Raw genomic sequence first — 20253 nt, 5'->3', positions numbered from 1 at the left:
GCCGCATCCGGCGCGAGGCGCCCTCTACACGAAACCGGACCGCCTTGGCACCCTCACGTCGGCGCCGTCACAGCAGCGGATCGAGCGGGAACGGCTCCTGGGGAATGGTGAAGCCCTTGCGGCGGCGCGAGGACGACACGGTCGGGGCCGGGATGCCGGTCGGGGGGGCGACGGCGGCGGCGGGCAGCTCGTCCTCCTCGTCCGGGACCGAGGCCCCGGCCGAGAGCCCGACGCCGCCCGGCAGCGTGTTGACGGCCGCCGCTCCGGTCTTCGGCCGCGCGGCGCTCGCGCCCGGGCTCGCCTTCGGCGGAGCCGTCGGCGCCGCGGCGGGCGGCGGCTCGAGCGGGCCGCGACGGCCGCAGGCGGCGGCCGAGAGGGCGATCAGGCCGAGAAGGACGAGGGTACGGGGACGGAACACGGGCGAAATCCGGGCGGCAAGCGTGGCGGCGGCACCATAGCGGCCCGCGCCGTGCGAGGCGAGCCCGGGCGGCGCGGGGGTTGCACGGCATTCGAGCTTGGCCGTTAAGAGGGTGTTGGAGCCCGGGCCGGAAGAGTGCGGCGACGGCCCGCCTCCGGTCTCCCCGGGGCTTTCGGCCGATGCCCGGGCGACACACCGCCCGGGAAAGCCGGAGGCCGACGGGGTCGGGCGGCGCTCGTTTCGCTCGCCTTCCCGTTAACGAACGGTTAAGCTTCTGGCCGATCGCCGCGTCGGCTCCCCGTCGCGTTTGTGAGTGTCCCGTGAGCCTTTCGACGGTGCGGCTGCACCAGCTCCTCGTCGCCGCGGCTTTCCTGGTGCCCTGCGTCGTCCTGGTGGGTGCGGCGTGGTGGAACCGGGCCGAGGTCCTGCGGGAGGAGGACAGCGCCGTCGTGCGCACCGCCGCGGTGATGCACGAGCACGCCTCGAAGGTGTTCGACACCGCCGAACTCGCGATGGACCGGGTCGACGACTACATCTTCGACCGCAGCTGGACCCAGATCTCGACTCCCGCCACCGGCGGCTTCCTCGCCAGCCTGAAGGCGCCGCTGGCCCAGGCCCGGGCGGTCTGGGTGGTGGACCCGCAGGGGCGAATCCGCGCCTCGAGCCGCGAGGCCGATCTCGGACGCGACCTCGCCGAGCGCGACATCTACGCGGTGCATCGCCCCAAGGACATCGGCATCTATGTCAGCCCCGCCCTGCGGGAGCCCGACGGCACCGCCGCCTTCATGGTCAGCCGGCGGCGCTCGACCGAGGACGGCCGCTTCGACGGCGTGATCGTGATCGCGCTCGGCACCGAGTACTTCGCCCGCTTCTACGCCGAGATCGCCGCCCCGACGGCGCACCGGGCGATGCTGCTGCGGGCCGACGGCGCCGTGCTGGTGCGCGAGCCGCCGGGCCCGGAAACCGACGAACGCCTGGGGCCGACCGACCCGCTCCTGCGGGCGATCCGCGCCCGGCCGCAGGGCGGCGCGGCCACCGGCACCCCGCCCGGCGAGGCCGAGCGGCTCTATGCCTGGCGCCGCATCGGCGATTACCCGGTCGAGGTCGCCTTCTCGGTCGAGACGATCGTCGCCCTCGACCGCTGGTACGACAACCTGCGGGTCTACGGCCTCGTCGCCACGGTCTCGGCCCTGACCCTGGTGCTGATGGCCTGGCTGGCGCTCGCCCGCGCCCGGGCCGAGGAGCAGGCGCTCGCCGATCTCAAGCGCGAGCACGCCCAGCGCCTCTCGGCCGAGAGCCAGCTGCGCCAGTCGCAGAAGATGGAGGCGGTGGGCCAGCTCACCGGCGGCATCGCCCACGACTTCAACAACCTGCTCGCGGTCATCACCGGCTCCCTGGAGCTGGTCCAGCGCCGCATCGCCCGGGGCGACACCGATGTCGGCCGCTTCATCGCCGGTGCTCTCGACGGCACCGATCGGGCCGCCAAGCTCACCCACCGGCTCCTCGCCTTCGCCCGCCAGCAGCCGCTGGAGCCGCGCCCGACCGACCCGAACCGCCTCGTCGCCGGCATGGTCGACCTCCTGCGGCGCACCCTCGGCGAGACCGTGAAGGTCGAGACGCGCCTGATGGCCGACCCGCCGCCGATCTTCGTCGACCAGAACCAGCTCGAGAACGCGATCCTCAACCTCGCGGTCAATGCCCGCGACGCGATGCCGGGGGGCGGGCGCCTCGTCCTCGAGATCGCACCGGGCAGCCTGGAGGACGGCATCCAGGGCGTGTCGATCACGGTCCGGGACACCGGCACCGGCATGCCGCCCGAGGTGGTGGCGCGAGCCTTCGAGCCGTTCTTCACCACCAAGCCGCAGGGGCGGGGCACCGGTCTCGGCCTGAGCCAGGTCTACGGCTTCGTCACCCAGTCGGGCGGGCGGGTGCGGATCGACAGTCAGCCGGGGCAGGGCACCGCCATCACCCTGACCCTGCCGGTGAGCCGCGACGGGCTGCCGGTCGAGGATGCCGGGCGGGCGCGGCTCGCGGCGCCGTCGCCCGGCCGGGCCCGGCGCACGATTCTGGTGGTGGAGGACGACGCCGCAGTGCGGCTCGCCAGCGCCGAGACGATCGGCGAGCTCGGCTATCGGACCGTCACGGCCGCCGACGGGGCGGCGGCTCTCGCCGTCCTCGACGGGGAGCGCGAGGTGGCGGTGCTGTTCACCGACGTGGTGATGCCGGGCATCGACGGCCCGACGCTCGCCGCCGAGGCGCGGCGGCGGCGTCCCGACCTGAAGGTGGTGTTCGCCACCGGCCACCCGGCGGGCGACGAGCAGGAAGGGCCCCGCCCGGGCCCCGGCGAGACCGTTCTGCGCAAGCCCTTCAGCATCGAGGACCTGGCCGAAGCGCTGGAAGTCGCGAGCCGCGAACAGGCCTCGGCGTGAGCGGAGGCGGGTCGGGGAGGCGCGCGCCTCATGTCGACGCGCCTCCGAACGACCTCGTCCGGAGGCGTCGCCGCCTTACTTCTTGTGCGTCTGCTCGTAGAAATCGATCGCGCGCTTGCAGTTGACCGAGATCTTCTTCATGTTCTTCTCGAAGCAGCGATCGACCTCGGGGCTTTCCGGCGGCAGGTTGCCGCAATAGGTCATGTAATCGCCGGTGCAGTACTTCTTCAGGTTGGGGTCGTCCCGCTGGGCCGAAGCCGGAGCGGCGAGCAGCATCAGGCTGCCGGCAGTCAGGAGGGCGAGCGACATCGGCCTGAGCATCATGTCTGTCGAAGCCTTGCAAAACGTGGGAAGTCGCAGCGAGATGGCCCGAAACCGGCGACCTGACAAGGGTCGCGGGGTGCCGCAGGGCGCGTCGCGCCGAGGTCAGGTTCCGCCGCCGTCGTGGCGACGGAGCGCGAAAGCCGAATGGCGGCAACGGCTTGAGCGATGTTTCCGCGCTGTTTCCAGCGTCGCGCGGTCGCCCGATGACGGGGTCCGATCGCACGCGATGTGCCCCTGAGCACACCGCATCCTTCCGTCAACCGGCCGTGGCGGGAGCCGTGCGCGGCGCGGCCGACGACAGCGTCGTCGCCGGCGGCATCCGCGGTTCCGGCCGGCTCTGCCCCTTGTCGTGTCCCGCGTCCTGTCCCCGCATCAGCGCGTCGGCCACCTCGGCGATCCGGCGCTCCAGGAGCGCGTTCTGGCTCGCGATCTCCGCCGGGGGCATGCCGGCCGCTCGAACCGCCTCCTGTAGCCGCGCGATCTCGGCGCGGGCGGCCTCGATCTCGGCGGCGTGGCGGGTGGTGAGATCGGCGAGCGCGTTCTCGAGGGCCTGGATCTGCCCGCGGGCGGCGGTGGCGACGCTCTCGCCCGCCTCGGCGACCTTGCCGCGGGCGGCCCGCACCTGCTCCTCGGCGACGCCCCGGGCGGTCTCGGCCTCGGCCTGCCCCCGGCTCACCGCCTCGAGTTCGGCGCGCAGCGTCGCGAGGTCGGACAGCGCCCGCTGGTAGGGGCCCTCCAGTGCGCGCATCGCCTCCTCGGCCGCGGCCCGGGCGGTGCGGGCCTCGGCCAGCTCGCCCTCGCCCCGGGCGAGACCGCCGCGGGCCTCGACGAGGTCGCGCTCCAGCTCGGCGAGCCGGGCGTCCCGACGCTCGATCTCGGTGGCGAGCGTGCCGAGGCGCACCGTGCGCCGGCCCGTCTCCTCCATCTCGGCCTGCCGGGCGGCCTGTGCCTCCTCGACCCGGCGCTCGAGCTGGCGCTCGCGGACCGCGAATTCCGCCCGCAGGTGATCCTTCTCGGCGGTCAGCTCGACGATCGACATCGGGTAGAGCGCCTCGAGCCGGCGGCGCGTCAGGCGCTCGGCCCGGGCATTGAGCGCCGGCAGCACCAGCAAAGCGCACAGGCTGGCGCCGAGGAACCCCAGCGCCACGAACATCAGGGACTCGATCACCCGGGCGATACTTTCTCGGCGTCCGGGCGGAGCCCCGCACGGACGGTTGCAGCGGATCGGCGCGGCCCGGCACGGTGGCGCCGGCGTCGCGGCCGGACCCTGCCACGGGACGGCCGCGAGGACCAGCGTGGCCCGGCCGGGGCGACGTGGGCGGCGCAAAACCTCAGAACGGGTTCCAGGTCGGCGCGTCGGTGAACTTCAGATAGCCGATATTGATCCCGAACCGGGCGCCGACGCCGGCCCGGATCGGCACCACCACGATGTTGTCGGCGGTCACCGCCGACATGCCGAAGCCGCCGACCACGTAGGCCGAGCCGTCCATGCCGACGAAGCGGCGGTAGAGCGCGTTCACCCGCGGCAGGTTGTAGACCAGCATCATGCTGCGGGCCCCGTCGCCGCCGACGTCGAAGCCGAGGGACGGGCCCTGCCAGTACACCTTGCGCTGGCCGGCATTGCGGGTGAACAGCGTGCCCTCGCCGTAGCGCACGCCGCCGATGATCGCCCCGGAGGCCTCCTGGCCGAGGATGTAGCCGTTGGGCTCGCCCCAGCGGCGCGTCGCCTCCTGGACCGTCAGGGCGAGGCCGCGCGAGACCGAGCCGAAGAACTGGTGGCCCGAATCGATGATCTCCTGCGGCTGGAACGTGCCGGGATCGCCAGGCCGGCGTCCCTGCGCGGCGGCGGCGCCCGGCAGGGCAGCGGGCAGAACCGTGGCGGCGAGCAGCAGGGCCGCGAGGGCGCGCCGACGCGACATTCCGGGTCTCTGCCGGGCCGAGGAGGCGGAGGAGGCTGAGAGCATTCGTTAGGCATCCCGGCTTAAGAGAGGTCGTGACCGGCCCCGCCGATTCCCGGCGGCAGGCCGGCGCGGACGGCGGCGGGATGCCACGAATGCTGCGGATATGGGCAAGATCTGGTTAACGCGGCGCGGCCTGCTGTCGCTTCTGCCCGCTGCGGCGCTCGCCGCACCGGCATCGGCGGAGATCCCGCTCGGCGTGCCGTCCCTGTACGCCGCCGATCCCCTGACCGGGCTCGCGCTCCGGGGCTACGATCCGGTCTCCTACCGGCTCGGCTCCGAGCCGGTCTCCGGGTCGGATGCCCACGACTACGTCTGGTCCGGCCTCGTCTGGCGCTTTGCCAGCGCGGCGAACCGGGGCGCCTTCGCGCGGGCGCCGGAGGTCTACGCCCCGCGCCTCGGCGGCTGCGACCCGGAGGGAATCGCCGCCGGTCGGCTCGTCGAGGCCGATCCCCTGATGGCGAGCCTGTACGGCGATCGCCTCTACCTCTTCCGCGACGCGGAGCGCCGGCGGCGGGCCGGACCCGAACTCCTCGATGCCGCCGAGGCGCGCTGGCCGGATCTGCGGCGCGATGCCGCGATCGGCGGCTGAGCCGGCTCAGGCTCCCCGCGCCGGGCATCTTTTCGGCAGCACCGCGCGGGCGGCCTGCGACGGGTCGCCGAACGCCGCGAACGGGCCGTTGCGATACTGGCCGGGGTGGCGGCCGTAGCCGAACGGTCGCCCGTCCGGGCCGACGAGGCAGCCGCCGGCCTCGGTCAGGATGTGGTCGCCGGCGGCGGTGTCCCATTCCATGGTCGGGCCGCAGCGGACGTAGACGTCGCCCTCGCCGCAGGCGATCAGGCCGAACTTGAGCGCCGAGGAGACCCCGCGCCGGTGCCCGATCGGCAGGCCGGCGAGGCAGGCCTCGTCCGCCGCCTCGCCGTGGCTGCGGCTGACCAGCGCCGTCATTCCCTCCCCGGGAAGCGACCGGGCCGCGACGGGCCGGAATGCGCCGGGGCGGCCCGCGACGATCGAGGCTTCGGCGGCGCCGACGCCCGCGGTCCAGACCCGGCCGAGGGCGGGCGCGGCGAGCGCCGCGGCGACCGGACGCTCGCCCGCCACGAGGGCGATGTTGACCGTGTACTCGCCGGTGCCCTTCAAGAAATCCTTCGTCCCGTCGAGGGGATCGACCAGGAAGAAGAGGGCGGCCGGAGCGGCCTCGGCGGCCGTCTCCTCGGCGATCACCGGGATGCCGGGCCAGGCCTCGGCGAGCGCGGCGACGATCAGCGTCTCGGCGGCGAGGTCGGCCTGGCTCGTCGGCGAGCCGTCGGCCTTGAGGTGGTGGCTGCACCCGCCGCGCTCGAAGTCCCGCAGGATCTCGCCGGCCGCGACGGCGATCGCGGCGAGCCGGACCGCGACGGCGTCGCGCTCGGGTTGCGTGGGGACGCGGTCGAGGGTGAGGGCGGGCGTCATCCGTTCGTCATGCCCGGCGGCAGCGGGTTTGTCGATGCGTGCGCCCGCCCCGCCGCCGCGCGATCGCCTTTTCAAACCGGTCCGCGGCGGCTATCCGTGCCGGCAAACCGTGGCGGGAGCCGCCGCGATCCACGTCTCGGGACCCAGGTCTCGAGCTTCACGTCCCAAGACCGACGTCCCGACCCTGCCGGCCCCGCGGAGCGCCCCCATGACCACCGTCACCCTCGACGCCCTCGACCTCTCGGCGCTGCTCTGCTCGCGGGTCTGCCACGACGTGATCAGCCCGGTCGGCGCCATCGTCAACGGCCTCGAGGTGCTGGAGGACGAGGACAGCGCCGAGATGCGCGACTTCGCCCTCGACCTGATCCGCAAGAGCGCCAAGCAGGCCTCGGCCCGGCTGCAATTCGCCCGCATCGCCTTCGGGGCCGCGGGCTCGGCGGGGGCCAGCATCGATCTCGCCGATGCCGAGAACGTCGCCCGCGGCATGTTCGGCGACGAGAAGACCAAGCTGACCTGGAGCGCGCCGCGGGCGCTCTTCCCGAAGAACAAGGTGAAGCTCGTCCTCAACCTCGTGGTCATCGCCGTGACGGCGATCCCCCGCGGCGGCGTGATCGACGTCTCGATCACCGGCGAGGCCGAGGCGCCGGTCTTCGTGCTGACCGCCAAGGGCGCCTATGCCCGCATCCCCCCCCACGTCGAGACGCTGATCGCCGGAGCGCCGGAGAGCGGCACCGTCGACGCCCACGCGATCCAGCCGTTCTATGCCGGCCTCGTCGCCCGCGCCGCCCAGATGGACGTGCGGTTCTCGATCGAGGGCGACACGGTCACGATCCGGGCCGAGCCGGCCGCCGCTCCGGCCGAGGATGTCGAGGAGGTCCAGGATTCCGGCGACCGCCACGACGGCGGTAACGGCATCTAACCCTAGGGCCGGTCGCGGGGCCGGTCCCGCTTCTCCTCTGTTTTCTCTCGCGCGACCCGGGATTTCCACCGATCCCGGGCGACTTGTACCCGGAGCCGGCACAGTATGAGGCTTCCCGGCAACGGATCATAAAGGCTCCCGTGGCAGCGTAGGTCTGCGCAGAGATCCTGCGTGGATCGACGAGTGGCCGCGATGGACGATTTGTTGCGTGAGTTCCTGACGGAGTCCGGGGAGCATCTGGACACTGTCGACCTCGAGCTCGTCCGGTTCGAGCAGGATCCGAACAACCAGACGATCCTGCGGAATATCTTCCGGCTGGTTCATACCATCAAGGGAACCTGCGGGTTCCTCGGGCTGCCCCGCCTCGAGGCGCTGGCGCATGCCGCCGAGACCCTGATGGGCAAGTTCCGCGACGGGATGCCGGTGACGAGCCCGGCCGTCAGCCTGATCCTGCAGACCCTCGACCGGATCAAGCTGATCCTGGCCGAGCTGGAGCGCACCGGCGGCGAGCCGGCCGGGATCGACGAGGACCTGATCGGCGCCCTCGAGCGCATGTCGGAGGAGCCGGCACCGGCACCGGCGCCCGAGCCGGTGCCCGTCGCCGCCCCGGCGACCTCCGGCACCCTGGTGCTCCAGGTGCTGGAGCGCGCCTTGAAGCCCGGCGAGGTCTCCCTCGACGACCTCGAGCGCGCGTTCCGCGACACCGCCGTCGAGATCGAGGCGCCCGCTCCCGTGGCCCTCGCCCCGCTGGCCGAGCCCGAGCCGTTCCGGCCGGCGGCGCGTCCGGAGCCCGTCCGGCAGGAGGCGGCTCCCGTCGAGCCCCGCGCCGCCGCGCCGGCCCGCGCCGAGGCCGCCGCGCCCGAGACCGAGAACGGCCCGGTCAGCAAGGTGCAGACGATCCGGGTGAACGTCGACACCCTCGAGCACCTGATGACGATGGTTTCCGAGCTGGTGCTGACCCGCAACCAGCTGCTCGAGATCGCCCGCCGTCACGAGGACGGCAACTACAAGGTGCCGCTGCAGCGCCTCTCCCACGTGACCGCCGAGCTGCAGGAGGGGGTCATGAAGACCCGCATGCAGCCGATCGGGTCGGCCTGGCAGAAGCTGCCGCGGGTCGTGCGCGATCTCTCGTCGGAACTCGGCAAGAAGATCGACCTGGTGATGCAGGGCGCCGAGACCGAGCTGGACCGCCAGGTCCTCGAGGTCATCAAGGACCCGCTCACCCACATGGTGCGCAACTCGGCCGACCACGGCATCGAGTCGGGCGCCGACCGCAAGGCCTCCGGCAAGCCCGAGAAGGGGACGATCCGCCTCAACGCCTTCCACGAGGGCGGCACGATCACGATCGAGATCGCCGACGACGGCAAGGGTCTCGACCTGTCGGCGATCCGCCGCAAGGCGGTCGAGCGCGGCGTCGCGACCGAGGCGGAGGTCGAACGGATGACCGACGCCCAGGTGGCGAAGTTCATCTTCCACGCCGGCTTCTCCACCGCCAAGGCCGTCACCTCGGTCTCCGGCCGCGGCGTCGGCATGGACGTGGTGAAGACCAATATCGAGCTGATCGGCGGCACGATCGACATCCAGACCCAGCTCGGCGCCGGCACCACCTTCACGATCAAGATCCCGCTGACGCTGGCCATCGTCGCGGCGCTCATCGTCTCGGCCCGCGAGCACCGGTTCGCGATCCCGCAGGTCTCGGTGCTGGAGCTGGTGCGGGTGCAGCCCGGCAGCGATCACGCGGTCGAGCGCATCAACGGCTCGCCGGTCCTGCGCCTGCGCGACCGCCTGCTGCCGATCGTCCCGGTGGCGGCGATGCTCGGCCTCGACGCGCCCGACGCCCCGGCCTCGACCGACGAGGGCTTCGTGGTGGTGAGCCAGGTCGGTCGCCAGCGCTTCGGCATCCTGGTCGACGGCGTCTTCCACACGGAAGAGATCGTCGTGAAGCCGATGTCCTCGAAGCTGCGGCACATCCCGCTCTTCTCCGGCAACACGATCCTCGGCGACGGGGCGGTGGTGCTGATCATCGATCCCAACGGCGTCGCCCGGATGGTCGGGTCGGGCACGGCGAGCGGCCAGCCCGGCGAGATCGAGGCCGAGGCCGAGGGCGACGAGAACGCGGGCGATCAGGCCGTGACGCTGCTGGTGTTCAAGGGCGGCGGCGACGCGCTCAAGGCGGTGCCGCTCTCCCTCGTCACGCGCCTCGAGGAGATCGACGCCTCGAAGATCGAGTGGGTCGGCGGACGCCCGCTGATCCAGTATCGCGGCCGCCTGATGCCCCTCGTCCCGGCCGATCCGGCGCAGGCGATGAAGCGCGACGGCGCCCAGGCCCTGGTGGTGTTCTCCGACGGCGAGCGCTCGATGGGCCTCGTGGTGGACGAGATCGTCGACATCGTCGACGAGGTGCTGGACGTCGAGCTGGTGACCGAGCGCTCGGACCTGATCGGCTCGGCGGTGGTGCGCAACCGGGCGACCGAGATCGTCAACATCGCCCACTACCTGCCGCTCGCCCACGACGATTGGGGCCAGCCGACCCACCGGGCGGTGCCGAAGGCGCCGAGCCTGCTCCTCGTCGACGACTCGGCGTTCTTCCGCGAGATGCTGACCCCGGTCCTCAAGGCCGCGGGCTTCCGCGTCGCCCAGGCCGCCGATGCCGAGGAGGCGATGCGCCATCTCCTCGGCGAGGCGCGGACCGACCTCGTGGTCTGCGACCTCGAGATGCCGGGCCGCTCGGGCTTCGACCTGATCGAGGCGATGCGCAAGGCCGGCGGCCGGCTCGCCGAGATGCCGGTGGTGGCGCTCGCGGGCACGATGGCGCCGGACTCGATCGCCCGCGCCCGGGCCCTCGGCGTCGCCGATTGCGTGGCGAAATTCGATCGCTCGGGCCTCGTGGCCGCGGTGAACGAGATCGCCAGCACCCCCCTCGACGCCGCGGCGTGATCCGCTGACCGCGATCGCCCGGATGCGCGCATAGCGCGTCCGGGCGCCCGATCCCTCTCCCACGCCCGAGCCCCGCCCATGATGGCCGCCAACACGAACACCGCCGGCACCCCCGCGCAAGCCACCGGCGAGACCACCGACTACGTCACCGTGCTCCTGGGCGACGAGCTGTTCGGCCTGCCGATCGACCGGGTGCACGACGTCTTCATCGCCACCAACCTCACCGACGTCCCGCTGTCGCCGCCGGAGATCAAGGGCCTGCTCAACCTGCGCGGCCGGGTCGTCACGGCGCTCTGCCTGCGCCGACGCCTCGGCCTGCCCGACCGCACCGGCGACGGCCGCAACATGGCGGTCGGCCTGGAACATGGCGGCGAGGCCTACGGCCTGCTCGTCGACCAGGTCGGCGAGGTGATGAAGCTCGCCAACGACACCTACGAGCCGAACCCGGTCCATCTCGACACCCGCTGGCGCGCGGTCTCGCGCGGGGTGCACCGCCTCGACGGGCGCCTCCTGATCATCCTCGACGTCGAGGCGGTCCTGGCCTTCGGCGACGAGCGGCCCGCCGCCACCGCCGCCTGACGCGGGACCGGCCGGATGAGAACGTTCCTGATCGTCGACGACTCGGCGGTGATCCGCAAGGTGGCGCGCCGGATCATCGAGGGCCTGGGCTTCCGGGTCGCGGAGGCCGAGGACGGCCGCGAGGCGGTCGAGCAATGCCGGTCGGCGATGCCCGACGCGGTGCTCCTCGACTGGAACATGCCGCACATGGACGGGTACGAGTTCCTGCGCGCCCTGCGGCGGCTGCCGGAGGGCGACCACCCGAAGGTCCTGTTCTGCACCATCGAGAACGACGTCGCGTCGATCGCCCGGGCCCTGCATGCCGGCGCCGACGAGTACATCATGAAGCCCTTCGACAAGGACATCATGACCGCCAAGCTCCAGGCGGTCGGCCTTGCATAGGTGCGACCGCGCCGTCGGCCCTGCCCGGGGCCGACGGCAGAGCGGGCCCCGCCCGGGGCCGACCCGATAAGAAGCCCCGGCTCGACCCGGGACCGATCCCCCTGGCCCGCCCCGTCGCGGCGCCGACCGAGAAACGCCATGGCCGCCTCCGCCGCGCCCTCCAACCCGTCCCCGAGCGCCGGACCACGCATCCGCGTCCTGGTGGCCGACGATTCCGTGGTGGTGCGCGGCCTGGTCTCGCGCTGGCTGGAGGAGGCCGGCTGCGAGATCGTCGGCACCGCCGCCAACGGCCGCATCGCGCTCGACGCCCTCGACCGGGTCCAGCCCGACATCGTGCTCCTCGACATCGAGATGCCCGAGCTCGACGGCACCCAGGCCCTGCCCAAGATGCTGGCCAAGCGCCCCGGGCTCCAGGTCGTCATGATGTCGACCCTGACCCAGCGCAACGCCGAGATCTCGCTGCGCTGCCTGGCGCTCGGCGCCATCGACTATCTGCCCAAGCCCGAGGGCAATCGCGGCGTCACCACCCAGGCGAGCTTCCGCGAGGACCTGGTCCAGAAGATCCGGATGCTCGGCGCCGATCTGCGCAACCGGCCCCGCGCCCGCCCGGCGGCGCATTCCGAGCGCCCGAGCCTCGCCGGGGCCGCGCCGGTCGAGCGGATCGCCGCGCCGCTCTCGGCCCCCGCGCCGCGCCCGGCTCCCGCGGCGGTCTCGACCCGTCCGCGGCCGCTGCGGGTCGCCGCACCCCGCTGCCTGCTCGTCGGGGCCTCCACGGGCGGCCCCCGGGCGGTGGGCGAGGTGCTGGAGAGCATCGGCGCCGCGACCCTGCGGCGCGTCCCGATCCTCATCGTCCAGCACATGCCGCCGGTCTTCACGGCGGTGTTCGCCGAGCATCTCGGCGCCCGGATCGGCCTGCCGGCGGCGGAGGCCAAGCATGGGGAGCCGGTGCGCCCGGGCGTCGTCTACGTCGCCCCCGGCGGGCGCCACATGGCCCTGTCGGGGAGCGCCGCCGAGGCGGTGATCCAGCTCAACGACGGACCGCCGGTGAATTTCTGCCGGCCGGCGGTCGACGTGATGTTCCGCGCCGCCGCCGAGGTCTACGGGGCCGCCACCCTGTCGGTGGTGCTCACCGGCATGGGCTCGGACGGCACCAAGGGCGCCCAGGCCCTCGTCGATGCCGGCGGCGTCATGCTGGCCCAGGACGAGGCCTCGTCCACCGTATGGGGCATGCCCGGCAGCCTGGTGCGGGCCGGCTACGCCCACGACATCCTGCCGCTGTCAGGCCTCGGCCCGGCCCTCCGCTCCGCCATCGCCGGCCCCGGCCACTGATGCGCGTCCTGCCACGGATCCGGGGGAGGATGCCGCGCCGATGACCGAGACCGAATTCGATTTCCTCCGCGCCTACCTCAAGCAACGCTCCGGCCTCGCCCTGACGGCGGAGAAGCGCTACCTGGTCGAGAGTCGCCTGTCGCCGGTCTGCCGGCGCTTCAACCTCGCCGGGCTGACCGAGCTCGTCGGCTGCCTGCGCGTCGCCCGAGACGGCGCCATCGAACGGGCGGTCGTGGAGGCGATGACCACCAACGAGACCTTCTTCTTCCGCGATCGGACCCCGTTCGACCTCTTCCGCGACGTGCTGCTGCCCGGCGCGCTCGCGGCTCGGGCCAATCAGCGCCGCCTGCGGATCTGGTGCGCCGCCGCCTCGACCGGCCAGGAGCCGTATTCGCTGGCGATGCTGCTCGCCGAGGCCGCACCGCGGCTCGCCGGCTGGCGGGTCGAGATCGTCGCCACCGACCTCTCGACCGAGGTGCTGGAGAAAGCCAAGCTCGGCCTCTACAACCAGTTCGAGGTCCAGCGCGGCCTGCCGGTTCAGCTGATGCTGAAGCACTTCACCCAGGTCGGTGAGCAGTGGCGCATCGCCGAATCCCTGCGCCAGATGGTCGATTTCCGGCCGCTCAACCTGCTGCAGCCGTTCGAGCAGCTCGGCACCTTCGACATCGTCTATTGCCGCAACGTGCTGATCTATTTCGACACGACGACGAAGGCCGACGTGCTGCGACGGATCTCCGATCAGCTCGCGCCCGACGGCGCGGTGCTTCTCGGCGCCGCCGAGACGGTGATCGGCATCACCGAGACCCTGGTGCCCGATCCCGAGCATCGCGGCCTCTACCGGCACGGTCGCGCCGCAGCGAGCGGCGGCTTGGCGAATTCGGGTCTGGCGAATTCGGGTCTGGCGAATCCGGGTCTGGCGAATCTCGGCCTGGCCGCGAGCCATGCGGCGCCGGCCCCGAGCTATCAGGGTCACGCCGCACCGTCCGTCGGCGCCACCGCGACGCCGGCGCTCCCGAGCGCGGCCGCGGCGCTCGCGGGCCTGCGCTGGGCCTCCCGCTGACGGCTCGCCTCCGCGGCCGGGCGAGAGTCATACGATCTCCGCCTGATCGCTTCGTGATGCGGAAATCGGCTCCGCTCAAGCGCCGCGCGGGCGTGTGGTACCCGATCCGGAAGTGATCTTCCGGATCGGGTTATCAGACCCCGCGAGGACCGCCGCCGGCCCTCGCGGCCGATCACGGCTTGCCGATCCGGTGGGCCGTGCCGTCCGCCCGGCGTGGCCCCAAGCGCTTCGCTGCACAGCCCGGCGCAAGGCGAGAGAGGGAAGATCCTCTCGCCCCCTTCGAACCTCCCGCCGCACCCGCTCGATTGCCGTCACGGCTCTCGCCGTCGGCCGCGGTCGCCTCGGGCCCGCGCAAAGCGGCCTCGAAGCCGCGCCGGTCTTCCGGCTGCGCGGGCGCCGCGCCGGGTTCCGACGCCTCACCGGAACGCTCGCGCGGCTGGCGCCGTGACCTGTCCTGTCCATTCCGGCGCCGGGCACACCTCGGCGCGAGCGGCCGGTGACGCCCGCGTCTCGCGTCCTCGATTGTCGCGACCGTTTCCAGACACAAAAAAACCCCGCCGGGGCGGGGTTCTTTGGTCCGGCCCCCCCGGAGGGGGGATCGCACGATCAGACCGCGATGCGGTTCTCTTCCTCGGACGGCTCGCGCAGCACGTAGCCGCGGCCCCAGACCGTCTCGATGTAGTTCTTGCCCTGGCTGGCATTCGCGAGCTTCTTGCGAAGCTTGCAGATGAACACGTCGATGATCTTCAGCTCGGGCTCGTCCATGCCGCCGTAGAGATGGTTCAGGAACATCTCCTTGGTCAGCGTGGTGCCCTTGCGCAGGCTGAGGAGCTCCAGCATCTGGTACTCCTTGCCGGTGAGATGCACCCGGGCGCCCGACACCTCGACCGTCTTCTGGTCGAGGTTCACGATCAGGTCCCCGGTGGTGATCACCGACTGCGCGTGGCCCTTCGACCGGCGCACGATCGCGTGGATTCTCGCGACCAGTTCATCTTTGTGGAAAGGTTTGGTGAGGTAATCATCGGCACCGAACCCGAGGCCCTTCACCTTGTCCTCGATCCCGGCCATGCCGGAGAGGATCAGGATCGGGGTCTTGACCTTCGCCACCCGCAGCGAGCGCAGAACCTCGTAGCCCGACATGTCGGGAAGGTTCAGGTCGAGCAGGATGATGTCGTAGTCGTACAGCTTGCCGAGATCGACACCTTCCTCGCCGAGGTCGGTCGTGTAAGTGTTGAAGTTCTCGGACTTGAGCATCAGCTCGATGCTCTGCGCTGTCGCGCTGTCGTCCTCGATCAGAAGTACCCGCATCTCAGGTCCCCAAGCCCTGGCCCTCAAGGGTTAAGGCAAGCCCCCGCCGCCCGTCTCCCACCGGCCCGTGGGGGACGCCCGTTGTCTTCCGAACCGCGACGCTAGGCCATAACGGTTAACAAACCCTGTTCCCGTCCCGCAAGCGGTTATCAAACCGCAAGACGGTGGTGGCCCTTACGGGTTTGCGTTCCGCTCCGGCCGAATCGCGATACCATACCCGCATCCCGCCCTGCCGGGCCGGCTAAATGGCTCGCGCCCTGAAGCCGCCCCACGATGTTGCGTCCGCGCCACGCCCCCGGAGAACCTCCGGGAGCCTGCCATGGATCCCACCTGCCTCAGTGTTAAGGAGAGGGGTAAATGGATCGTTGATGGAATCCGGCAATGGCGGCGGCAGGGATCGGGAAACCCGCTCGTTTCAACAGGATGCTGCGATGACGGGCCCCGGGCGCCTCGAGGCCGCCCGCGCCGCGCTCGCCGGCATCGAGGAGGTCGAGACCTTCGGCCGGGTGGTGGCGGTGCGCGGCCTCCTCATCGAGGTCGCCGGCCCGGTGGCGGCGATGCGGCTGGGCGGCCGGCTCGACGTCGTGGTGAACGAGGCCGCCGGCACCGCCGTGCCCTGCGAGATCATCGGCTTCTCCGGTCCCCACGCCCTGGCGATGCCGTTCGGCTCGCTCCAGGGGGTGCGCCGCGGCTGTCCGGCCCGCGTCCGAGGGGAGGGCGCGGGCGCGATCCGGCCGAGCCGGGCCTGGCTCGGCCGCGTGATCGACGCGCTGGGGCGCCCGATCGACGGCAAGGGGCCGCTGCCGCCCGGGCCGATGCCCTACGGCCTGCAGGCCGACCCGCCGCCCGCCCATGCCCGCCGCCGCGTCGGCCCGCCCCTCGATCTCGGGGTGCGCTGCCTCAACACCTTCCTGACGATGTGCGAAGGGCAGCGCATGGGCATCTTCGCGGGCTCCGGTGTCGGCAAGTCGGTGCTGCTCTCGATGCTGGCACGCTACACCGCCGCCGACGTCGCGGTGATCGGCCTCGTCGGCGAGCGCGGCCGCGAGGTGCAGGAATTCCTCCAGGACGACCTCGGGGAGGAGGGCCTGTCCCGCTCGGTCGTGGTCGTCGCCACCTCCGACGAGCCGGCGCTCATGCGCCGCAACGCCGCCTACGTCACCTTCGCGCTGGCCGAGCATTTTCGTGACGAGGGCGCGCAGGTGCTCTGCATGGTCGATTCGATCACCCGCTTCGCCATGGCCCAGCGCGACATCGGGCTCGCGGCCGGCGAGCCGCCGACCGCCAAGGGCTACACGCCGACCGTCTTCTCCGAGCTGCCCCGCCTGCTGGAGCGGGCCGGGCCCGGGACCGGGGACGGGGCGATCACCGGCCTGTTCACCGTGCTGGTCGAGGGCGACGACCACAACGAGCCGGTGGCGGACGCGGTGCGGGGCATCCTCGACGGGCACATCGTGATGGAGCGGGCCATCGCGGAGCGCGGGCGCTACCCGGCGATCAACGTGCTGCGCTCGGTCTCCCGCACCATGCCGCGTTCCTGCGACCCGGACTATCTCGAGGTGGTGCGCCGCGCCCGCCGGGTGCTCTCGACCTATGCCGACATGGAGGAGCTGATCCGGCTCGGCGCCTACCGGCCCGGCAGCTCGCCGGAGGTCGACGAGGCGATCGCGTTGATGCCCGATCTGGAGGCTTTTCTGGGGCAGGGTAAGGAAGAAGCAACCTCCATCCGCGAGGGTTATGAGCGCCTCGCCGCGATCGTCGGCGGGCCGTGAGGGTGGGCCGAGCCGCCCGCCCCGCGGCCGCGTGAAGGCGCGCGACGGGCGAGGCTCGGTCGCATGCCGCTGGCGGGAGTGGAGTAACAATGAAAACGCGGGACACGCTCATCCGGCTGCGCCGCTTCCAGGCCGACGAGAAGCGCCGCAAAGTCGCGCAAATCGAGGCGATGATCGCCGATTTCGCACGCATGGCCGCCGACCTCGACCGCGAGATCGGCCAGGAAGAGCAGCGGGCCGGGATCTCCGATCCGGCCCATTTCGCCTATCCGACCTATGCCCGGGCCGCCGCGCAGCGCCGCGACAACATCCGCCGCTCGGCCGAGGACCTCGACGTGCAGCTCGCGGCGGCCAAGGCCGCCCTCGCCGAGGCGTTCGAAGAGCTGAAGAAGGTCGAGATCCTCGACGACCGCGAGCGCTCGGGCGAGCGCGCCGCCGAGAATGCCCGCGACCAGGCCAGCATGGACGCGATCGGGCTCGGCCGCGCCCGGGCCTGACGCGGGCGAGCCGAAGGCCGGCTCGCCCCCCACGCAACGGGGCATCCGGCGAAATTTTTTCGACCTCCAGATGTGGGATCGTCTCTTCCGGATTGCGGAGGCGATCCCGCGTTTCGGCTCTTCACCGCCCGCCCCATGAGACCACCTGCTCCATGAGACCACCTGCCCCATGAGGCAGGCTCCCGCCGTGGAGACGCGTCAGCCGACCCGCTCCAGGATCGCCTCGCGCGCGGGAGCCGCGTCCCCGCCGATGCGATAGGCCGCGACCACCGCCGCCTCGGCCCGCGCGGCGTCCGCCTCGCTCCGGGCATGCACGATCGCCAGCGGCCGCTCCGGCCCGACCTCGTCTCCGAGGGCGGCCAGATCGGTGAGTCCGACCGCGTGATCGATCGCGTCCTGCGGCCGGGTGCGGCCGCCGCCGAGGCCGATCACCGCGACGCCGAGGTCTCGCGTCGCGACGGCCGCGACCCGGCCGGCCCGCGGTGCGGAAATCGCCCGCACCACGGCGGCGCGGGGCAGGTGACGCTCCGGCGCCGCGATCAGGTCGGCGGGTCCGCCGAGCGCCGTCACCATCCGGGAAAACACCTCCGCGGCGCGGCCCGAGGTCAGGCTGTCCTCCAGCCGGGCGGTCGCCTCGGCGAGGCTGGGGCTCAGGCCCCCGAGCACCAGCATCTCGGCGCCGAGCGCCACCGTAACGGCGTGGAAGCGCGGCTCGCGCCGGCGCCCGGCGAGGTAGTCGAGGGCATAAGTCACCTCGACGGCGTTGCCGGCCGCCGAGGCGAGCGGCTGGTCCATGTCGGTGAGGAGCGCCCGGGTCGGCAGGCTGGCGCCGTTCGCCACGGTCACCAGGCTCTCGGCGAGGCCCCGTGCCTCCTCGGTCCGGGCCATGAACGCGCCCGAGCCCGCCTTCACGTCCATGACGAGGCCCTGCAACCCGGCGGCGAGCTTCTTCGACAGGATCGAGGCGGTGATCAGGTCGAGGGATTCGACCGTGCCGGTCACGTCCCGGATGGCGTAGAGCCGCCGGTCGGCGGGGGCGAGGTCCGGGGTCTGGCCGATCACCGCGCAGCCGACCTCCCGGGTGACGCGCCGGAACAGGTCGACGTCCGGGGCGGTGGTGTAGCCCGGGATGCTGTCGAGCTTGTCGAGGGTGCCGCCGGTATGGCCGAGGCCGCGGCCCGAGATCATCGGCACGTAGCCGCCGCAGGCCGCGACCATCGCGGCGAGCGGCAGGCTCACCGTGTCGCCGACGCCGCCGGTCGAGTGCTTGTCGAGGACCGGGCCCGGCAGGTCCCAGGTGAGCACGGTGCCGGAGCGGGTCATCGCCCGGGTGAGCGCGACGCGCTCGGGCAGCGACAGGCCGCGGAAGAAGACCGCCATGGCGAAGGCCGCCGCCTGGCCCTCGGTGACCCTCCCGTCGGTGAGCCCGGCGATGAAGGCCTCGAGGGCGTCGTCCGGCAGCGCCTGCCCGTCGCGCTTGAGGCGGATCAGTTCCTGCGGCAGCAGCGTCATGGGTTCGTCCCGGAAGAGGATGTCAGAGGTCGCCGGACAGCAGCGCCGCCACGAGGCGGCCGACATCGTCGGCGGCCTCGTGGGCGACGCGCTTGGTCTCGGCATGGTGGGGGGCGCCGATTCCGGTCCCGGCCTCGAACCCCGCGGCGTAGTTGGTCACCAGCGACAGGGCCGCGACCCTGAGGCCGAAGAACCGCGCGAGGATCACCTCCGGCACCGTCGACATGCCGACGAGATCGGCGCCGAGCGCCTTGGCCATCCGGATCTCCGCCGGGGTCTCGAAGCTCGGGCCGGAGAACCAGGCATAGACGCCCTCCGCCAAGGGCACGCCGCAGGCCCGCGCGGCCCGCTTCAGCGCCGCGCGCAGGGCCGGATCGTAGGCGTCGACCATCGGCACGAAGCGGGCGTCGGACGGCTCGCCGTAGAGCGGGTTCATCCCCGAGAGGTTGACGTGGTCGGTGACGAGGGCGAGGCGGCCGGGGCCGGCCTCGGGCAGGAGCGAGCCGGCGGCGTTGGTGAGGAGGAGCGGCGGCGCACCGAGCGCCGCCACCAGGCCGACCGGCACCCGCATCGCGGCGGCGTCGCCGTGCTCGTAGGCATGGGCGCGGCCCTGGAACAGCAGCACCCGGCGCCCCGCGAGGCGCCCCGCCACCAGCCGCCCGGCATGGCCCGAGACACCCGAGACCGGGAAATGCGGGATCTCGCCGTAGGGCAGGGCGACCGCCTCGGTGAGCCGCCCGGCCAGGGGCCCCAGCCCGGTGCCGGCGACGAGGGCGAGCGCGAAGGGCTCGGGTCCCAGGCGGGCCCGAACGACACCGGCGGCCGCGGCGATGCGGGGATCGTGCGCGGGGTCGCTCACGCGAGGTTGTCCGGCCCGAACGAGGCGGGCAGCAATTCGTCGAGGGTGAAGGTCCGGCGTACCCCCTCCGGCCCGGCGACATGGATCGGCGTGTCGGGGGCGGCGAATTCGCGGATGCGCTGGCGGCAGGCGCCGCAGGGGGTGACCAGCGCCGCGCCGTCGCCCAGCACCAGGATCGCCGCGATGCGCCGGCCGCCGGCCGCCACCATGGCGGCGATCGCCCCGGCCTCGGCGCAGGTGCCGACCGGGTAGGCGGCGTTCTCGACGTTGCAGCCGGCATGGACCGCCCCGGTCTCGTCCAGGACGGCGGAGCCGACGCGGAAGCGCGAATAGGGGGCGTGGGCGCGCCCCTGGACCGCGCGGGCGGCGGAAAACAGGGTGTCGATCGGGTCCATCCCGGCTCCGGCTGCGTGGCGGCAAGCCGCGATCATGGCGATCCGGGCGCCCGCCGTCGAGCCCGTCGACAAGCCGGCGCCGGGGTCGTAAACCCGTCATCCTTCCATGAATCGAGGAATCCG

Annotated in this window: 18 protein-coding genes and 1 pseudogene; 10 read left to right on the top strand and 9 right to left on the bottom strand. The window is 72.6% G+C overall.

What is annotated here, in order from left to right; translation table 11 throughout:
- Positions 1-67: 67 nt before the first annotated feature.
- Positions 68-418, bottom strand: a complete 351-nt coding sequence (gene lptM, locus miv_RS05335) for an LPS translocon maturation chaperone LptM (protein ID WP_058618689.1) — start codon at positions 416-418, stop codon at positions 68-70.
- Between the two features lie 320 nt (positions 419-738).
- On the opposite strand from lptM, the gene miv_RS05330 reads away from it, so the two are divergent.
- Positions 739-2847 (top strand): hybrid sensor histidine kinase/response regulator, encoded by a 2109-nt coding sequence (locus miv_RS05330; RefSeq protein ID WP_048430008.1) that lies wholly within the window; start codon positions 739-741, stop codon positions 2845-2847.
- A 75-nt stretch (positions 2848-2922) separates the two neighbouring features.
- Here miv_RS05330 and miv_RS05325 read toward each other — a convergent pair whose 3' ends face one another.
- The 3 genes from miv_RS05325 to miv_RS05315 form a co-directional block, all read right to left on the bottom strand.
- Positions 2923-3156, bottom strand: coding sequence for a 3',5'-cyclic-nucleotide phosphodiesterase (locus miv_RS05325; RefSeq protein WP_420865519.1), 234 nt, complete (start codon positions 3154-3156; stop codon positions 2923-2925).
- A gap of 271 nt (positions 3157-3427) precedes the next feature.
- Complete coding sequence (locus tag miv_RS05320; protein WP_207181747.1) at positions 3428-4339, bottom strand: hypothetical protein; 912 nt, start codon at positions 4337-4339, stop codon at positions 3428-3430.
- Positions 4340-4502: 163 nt separating this feature from the next.
- The gene (locus tag miv_RS05315) at positions 4503-5135 is read right to left on the bottom strand and encodes a DUF1134 domain-containing protein (protein ID WP_207181745.1); all 633 of its coding nucleotides are present in this window, start codon (positions 5133-5135) and stop codon (positions 4503-4505) included.
- A 100-nt stretch (positions 5136-5235) separates the two neighbouring features.
- Here miv_RS05315 and miv_RS05310 point away from each other — a divergent pair, with 100 nt between their 5' ends.
- Complete coding sequence (locus miv_RS05310) at positions 5236-5721, top strand: YHS domain-containing (seleno)protein (RefSeq protein ID WP_207181743.1); 486 nt, start codon at positions 5236-5238, stop codon at positions 5719-5721.
- A gap of 6 nt (positions 5722-5727) precedes the next feature.
- On the opposite strand, the gene miv_RS05305 is transcribed toward miv_RS05310, so the two are convergent.
- Complete coding sequence (locus miv_RS05305; protein WP_207181741.1) at positions 5728-6582, bottom strand: 3'(2'),5'-bisphosphate nucleotidase CysQ family protein; 855 nt, start codon at positions 6580-6582, stop codon at positions 5728-5730.
- Positions 6583-6790: 208 nt separating this feature from the next.
- Between miv_RS05305 and chpT the strand changes: the two genes are divergently transcribed.
- From chpT to miv_RS05275, 6 genes and pseudogenes are all read left to right on the top strand, one after another.
- Positions 6791-7501, top strand: coding sequence for a histidine phosphotransferase ChpT (chpT, locus tag miv_RS05300; RefSeq protein ID WP_207181739.1), 711 nt, complete (start codon positions 6791-6793; stop codon positions 7499-7501).
- 192 nt (positions 7502-7693) lie between these two features.
- Positions 7694-10438, top strand: coding sequence for a hybrid sensor histidine kinase/response regulator (locus miv_RS05295; RefSeq protein ID WP_207181737.1), 2745 nt, complete (start codon positions 7694-7696; stop codon positions 10436-10438).
- A 78-nt stretch (positions 10439-10516) separates the two neighbouring features.
- Entirely contained in the window at positions 10517-11017 is a 501-nt protein-coding gene (locus miv_RS05290) for a chemotaxis protein CheW (protein ID WP_060848869.1), read from the top strand.
- A gap of 15 nt (positions 11018-11032) precedes the next feature.
- Positions 11033-11398: a response regulator gene (locus miv_RS05285; protein WP_048430017.1), complete on the top strand. Its 366-nt coding sequence runs from the start codon at positions 11033-11035 to the stop codon at positions 11396-11398.
- A gap of 138 nt (positions 11399-11536) precedes the next feature.
- Positions 11537-12727 (top strand): protein-glutamate methylesterase/protein-glutamine glutaminase, encoded by a 1191-nt coding sequence (locus tag miv_RS05280; RefSeq protein ID WP_058618692.1) that lies wholly within the window; start codon positions 11537-11539, stop codon positions 12725-12727.
- A gap of 40 nt (positions 12728-12767) precedes the next feature.
- Positions 12768-13589, top strand: a pseudogene (locus miv_RS05275) (CheR family methyltransferase); the annotation flags it as partial.
- Positions 13590-14393: 804 nt separating this feature from the next.
- Here the strand turns inward: miv_RS05275 and ctrA are convergent.
- A complete protein-coding gene (gene ctrA / locus miv_RS05270) occupies positions 14394-15095 on the bottom strand; it encodes a response regulator transcription factor CtrA (RefSeq protein ID WP_048430019.1) in 702 nt (233 codons plus the stop codon).
- Positions 15096-15526: 431 nt separating this feature from the next.
- Between ctrA and fliI the strand changes: the two genes are divergently transcribed.
- The gene (fliI, locus tag miv_RS05265; protein WP_207181733.1) at positions 15527-16867 is read left to right on the top strand and encodes a flagellar protein export ATPase FliI; all 1341 of its coding nucleotides are present in this window, start codon (positions 15527-15529) and stop codon (positions 16865-16867) included.
- An 89-nt stretch (positions 16868-16956) separates the two neighbouring features.
- Entirely contained in the window at positions 16957-17364 is a 408-nt protein-coding gene (gene fliJ / locus miv_RS05260; RefSeq protein WP_058618694.1) for a flagellar export protein FliJ, read from the top strand.
- A gap of 198 nt (positions 17365-17562) precedes the next feature.
- On the opposite strand, the gene deoA is transcribed toward fliJ, so the two are convergent.
- The 3 genes from deoA to cdd are packed head-to-tail and all read right to left on the bottom strand — an operon-like array spanning position 17563 to position 20130.
- The gene (gene deoA, locus miv_RS05255; protein WP_207181731.1) at positions 17563-18876 is read right to left on the bottom strand and encodes a thymidine phosphorylase; all 1314 of its coding nucleotides are present in this window, start codon (positions 18874-18876) and stop codon (positions 17563-17565) included.
- Positions 18877-18898: 22 nt separating this feature from the next.
- On the bottom strand, positions 18899-19735 hold the full coding sequence (locus miv_RS05250; RefSeq protein ID WP_207181730.1) for a purine-nucleoside phosphorylase: 837 nt from the start codon (positions 19733-19735) through the stop codon (positions 18899-18901).
- Positions 19732-20130: a cytidine deaminase gene (gene cdd / locus miv_RS05245; protein ID WP_058618695.1), complete on the bottom strand. Its 399-nt coding sequence runs from the start codon at positions 20128-20130 to the stop codon at positions 19732-19734. Before cdd ends, miv_RS05250 begins: the two co-directional genes overlap by 4 nt.
- Between the last annotated feature and the right edge of the window lie 123 nt (positions 20131-20253).

The organism is Methylobacterium indicum (genome assembly GCF_017347565.1).
Classification (GTDB): Bacteria; Pseudomonadota; Alphaproteobacteria; order Rhizobiales; family Beijerinckiaceae; genus Methylobacterium; species Methylobacterium indicum.
The sequence above is the reverse complement of the archived record's forward strand: the minus strand, read 5'-3'. Positions and strand labels throughout refer to the sequence as shown.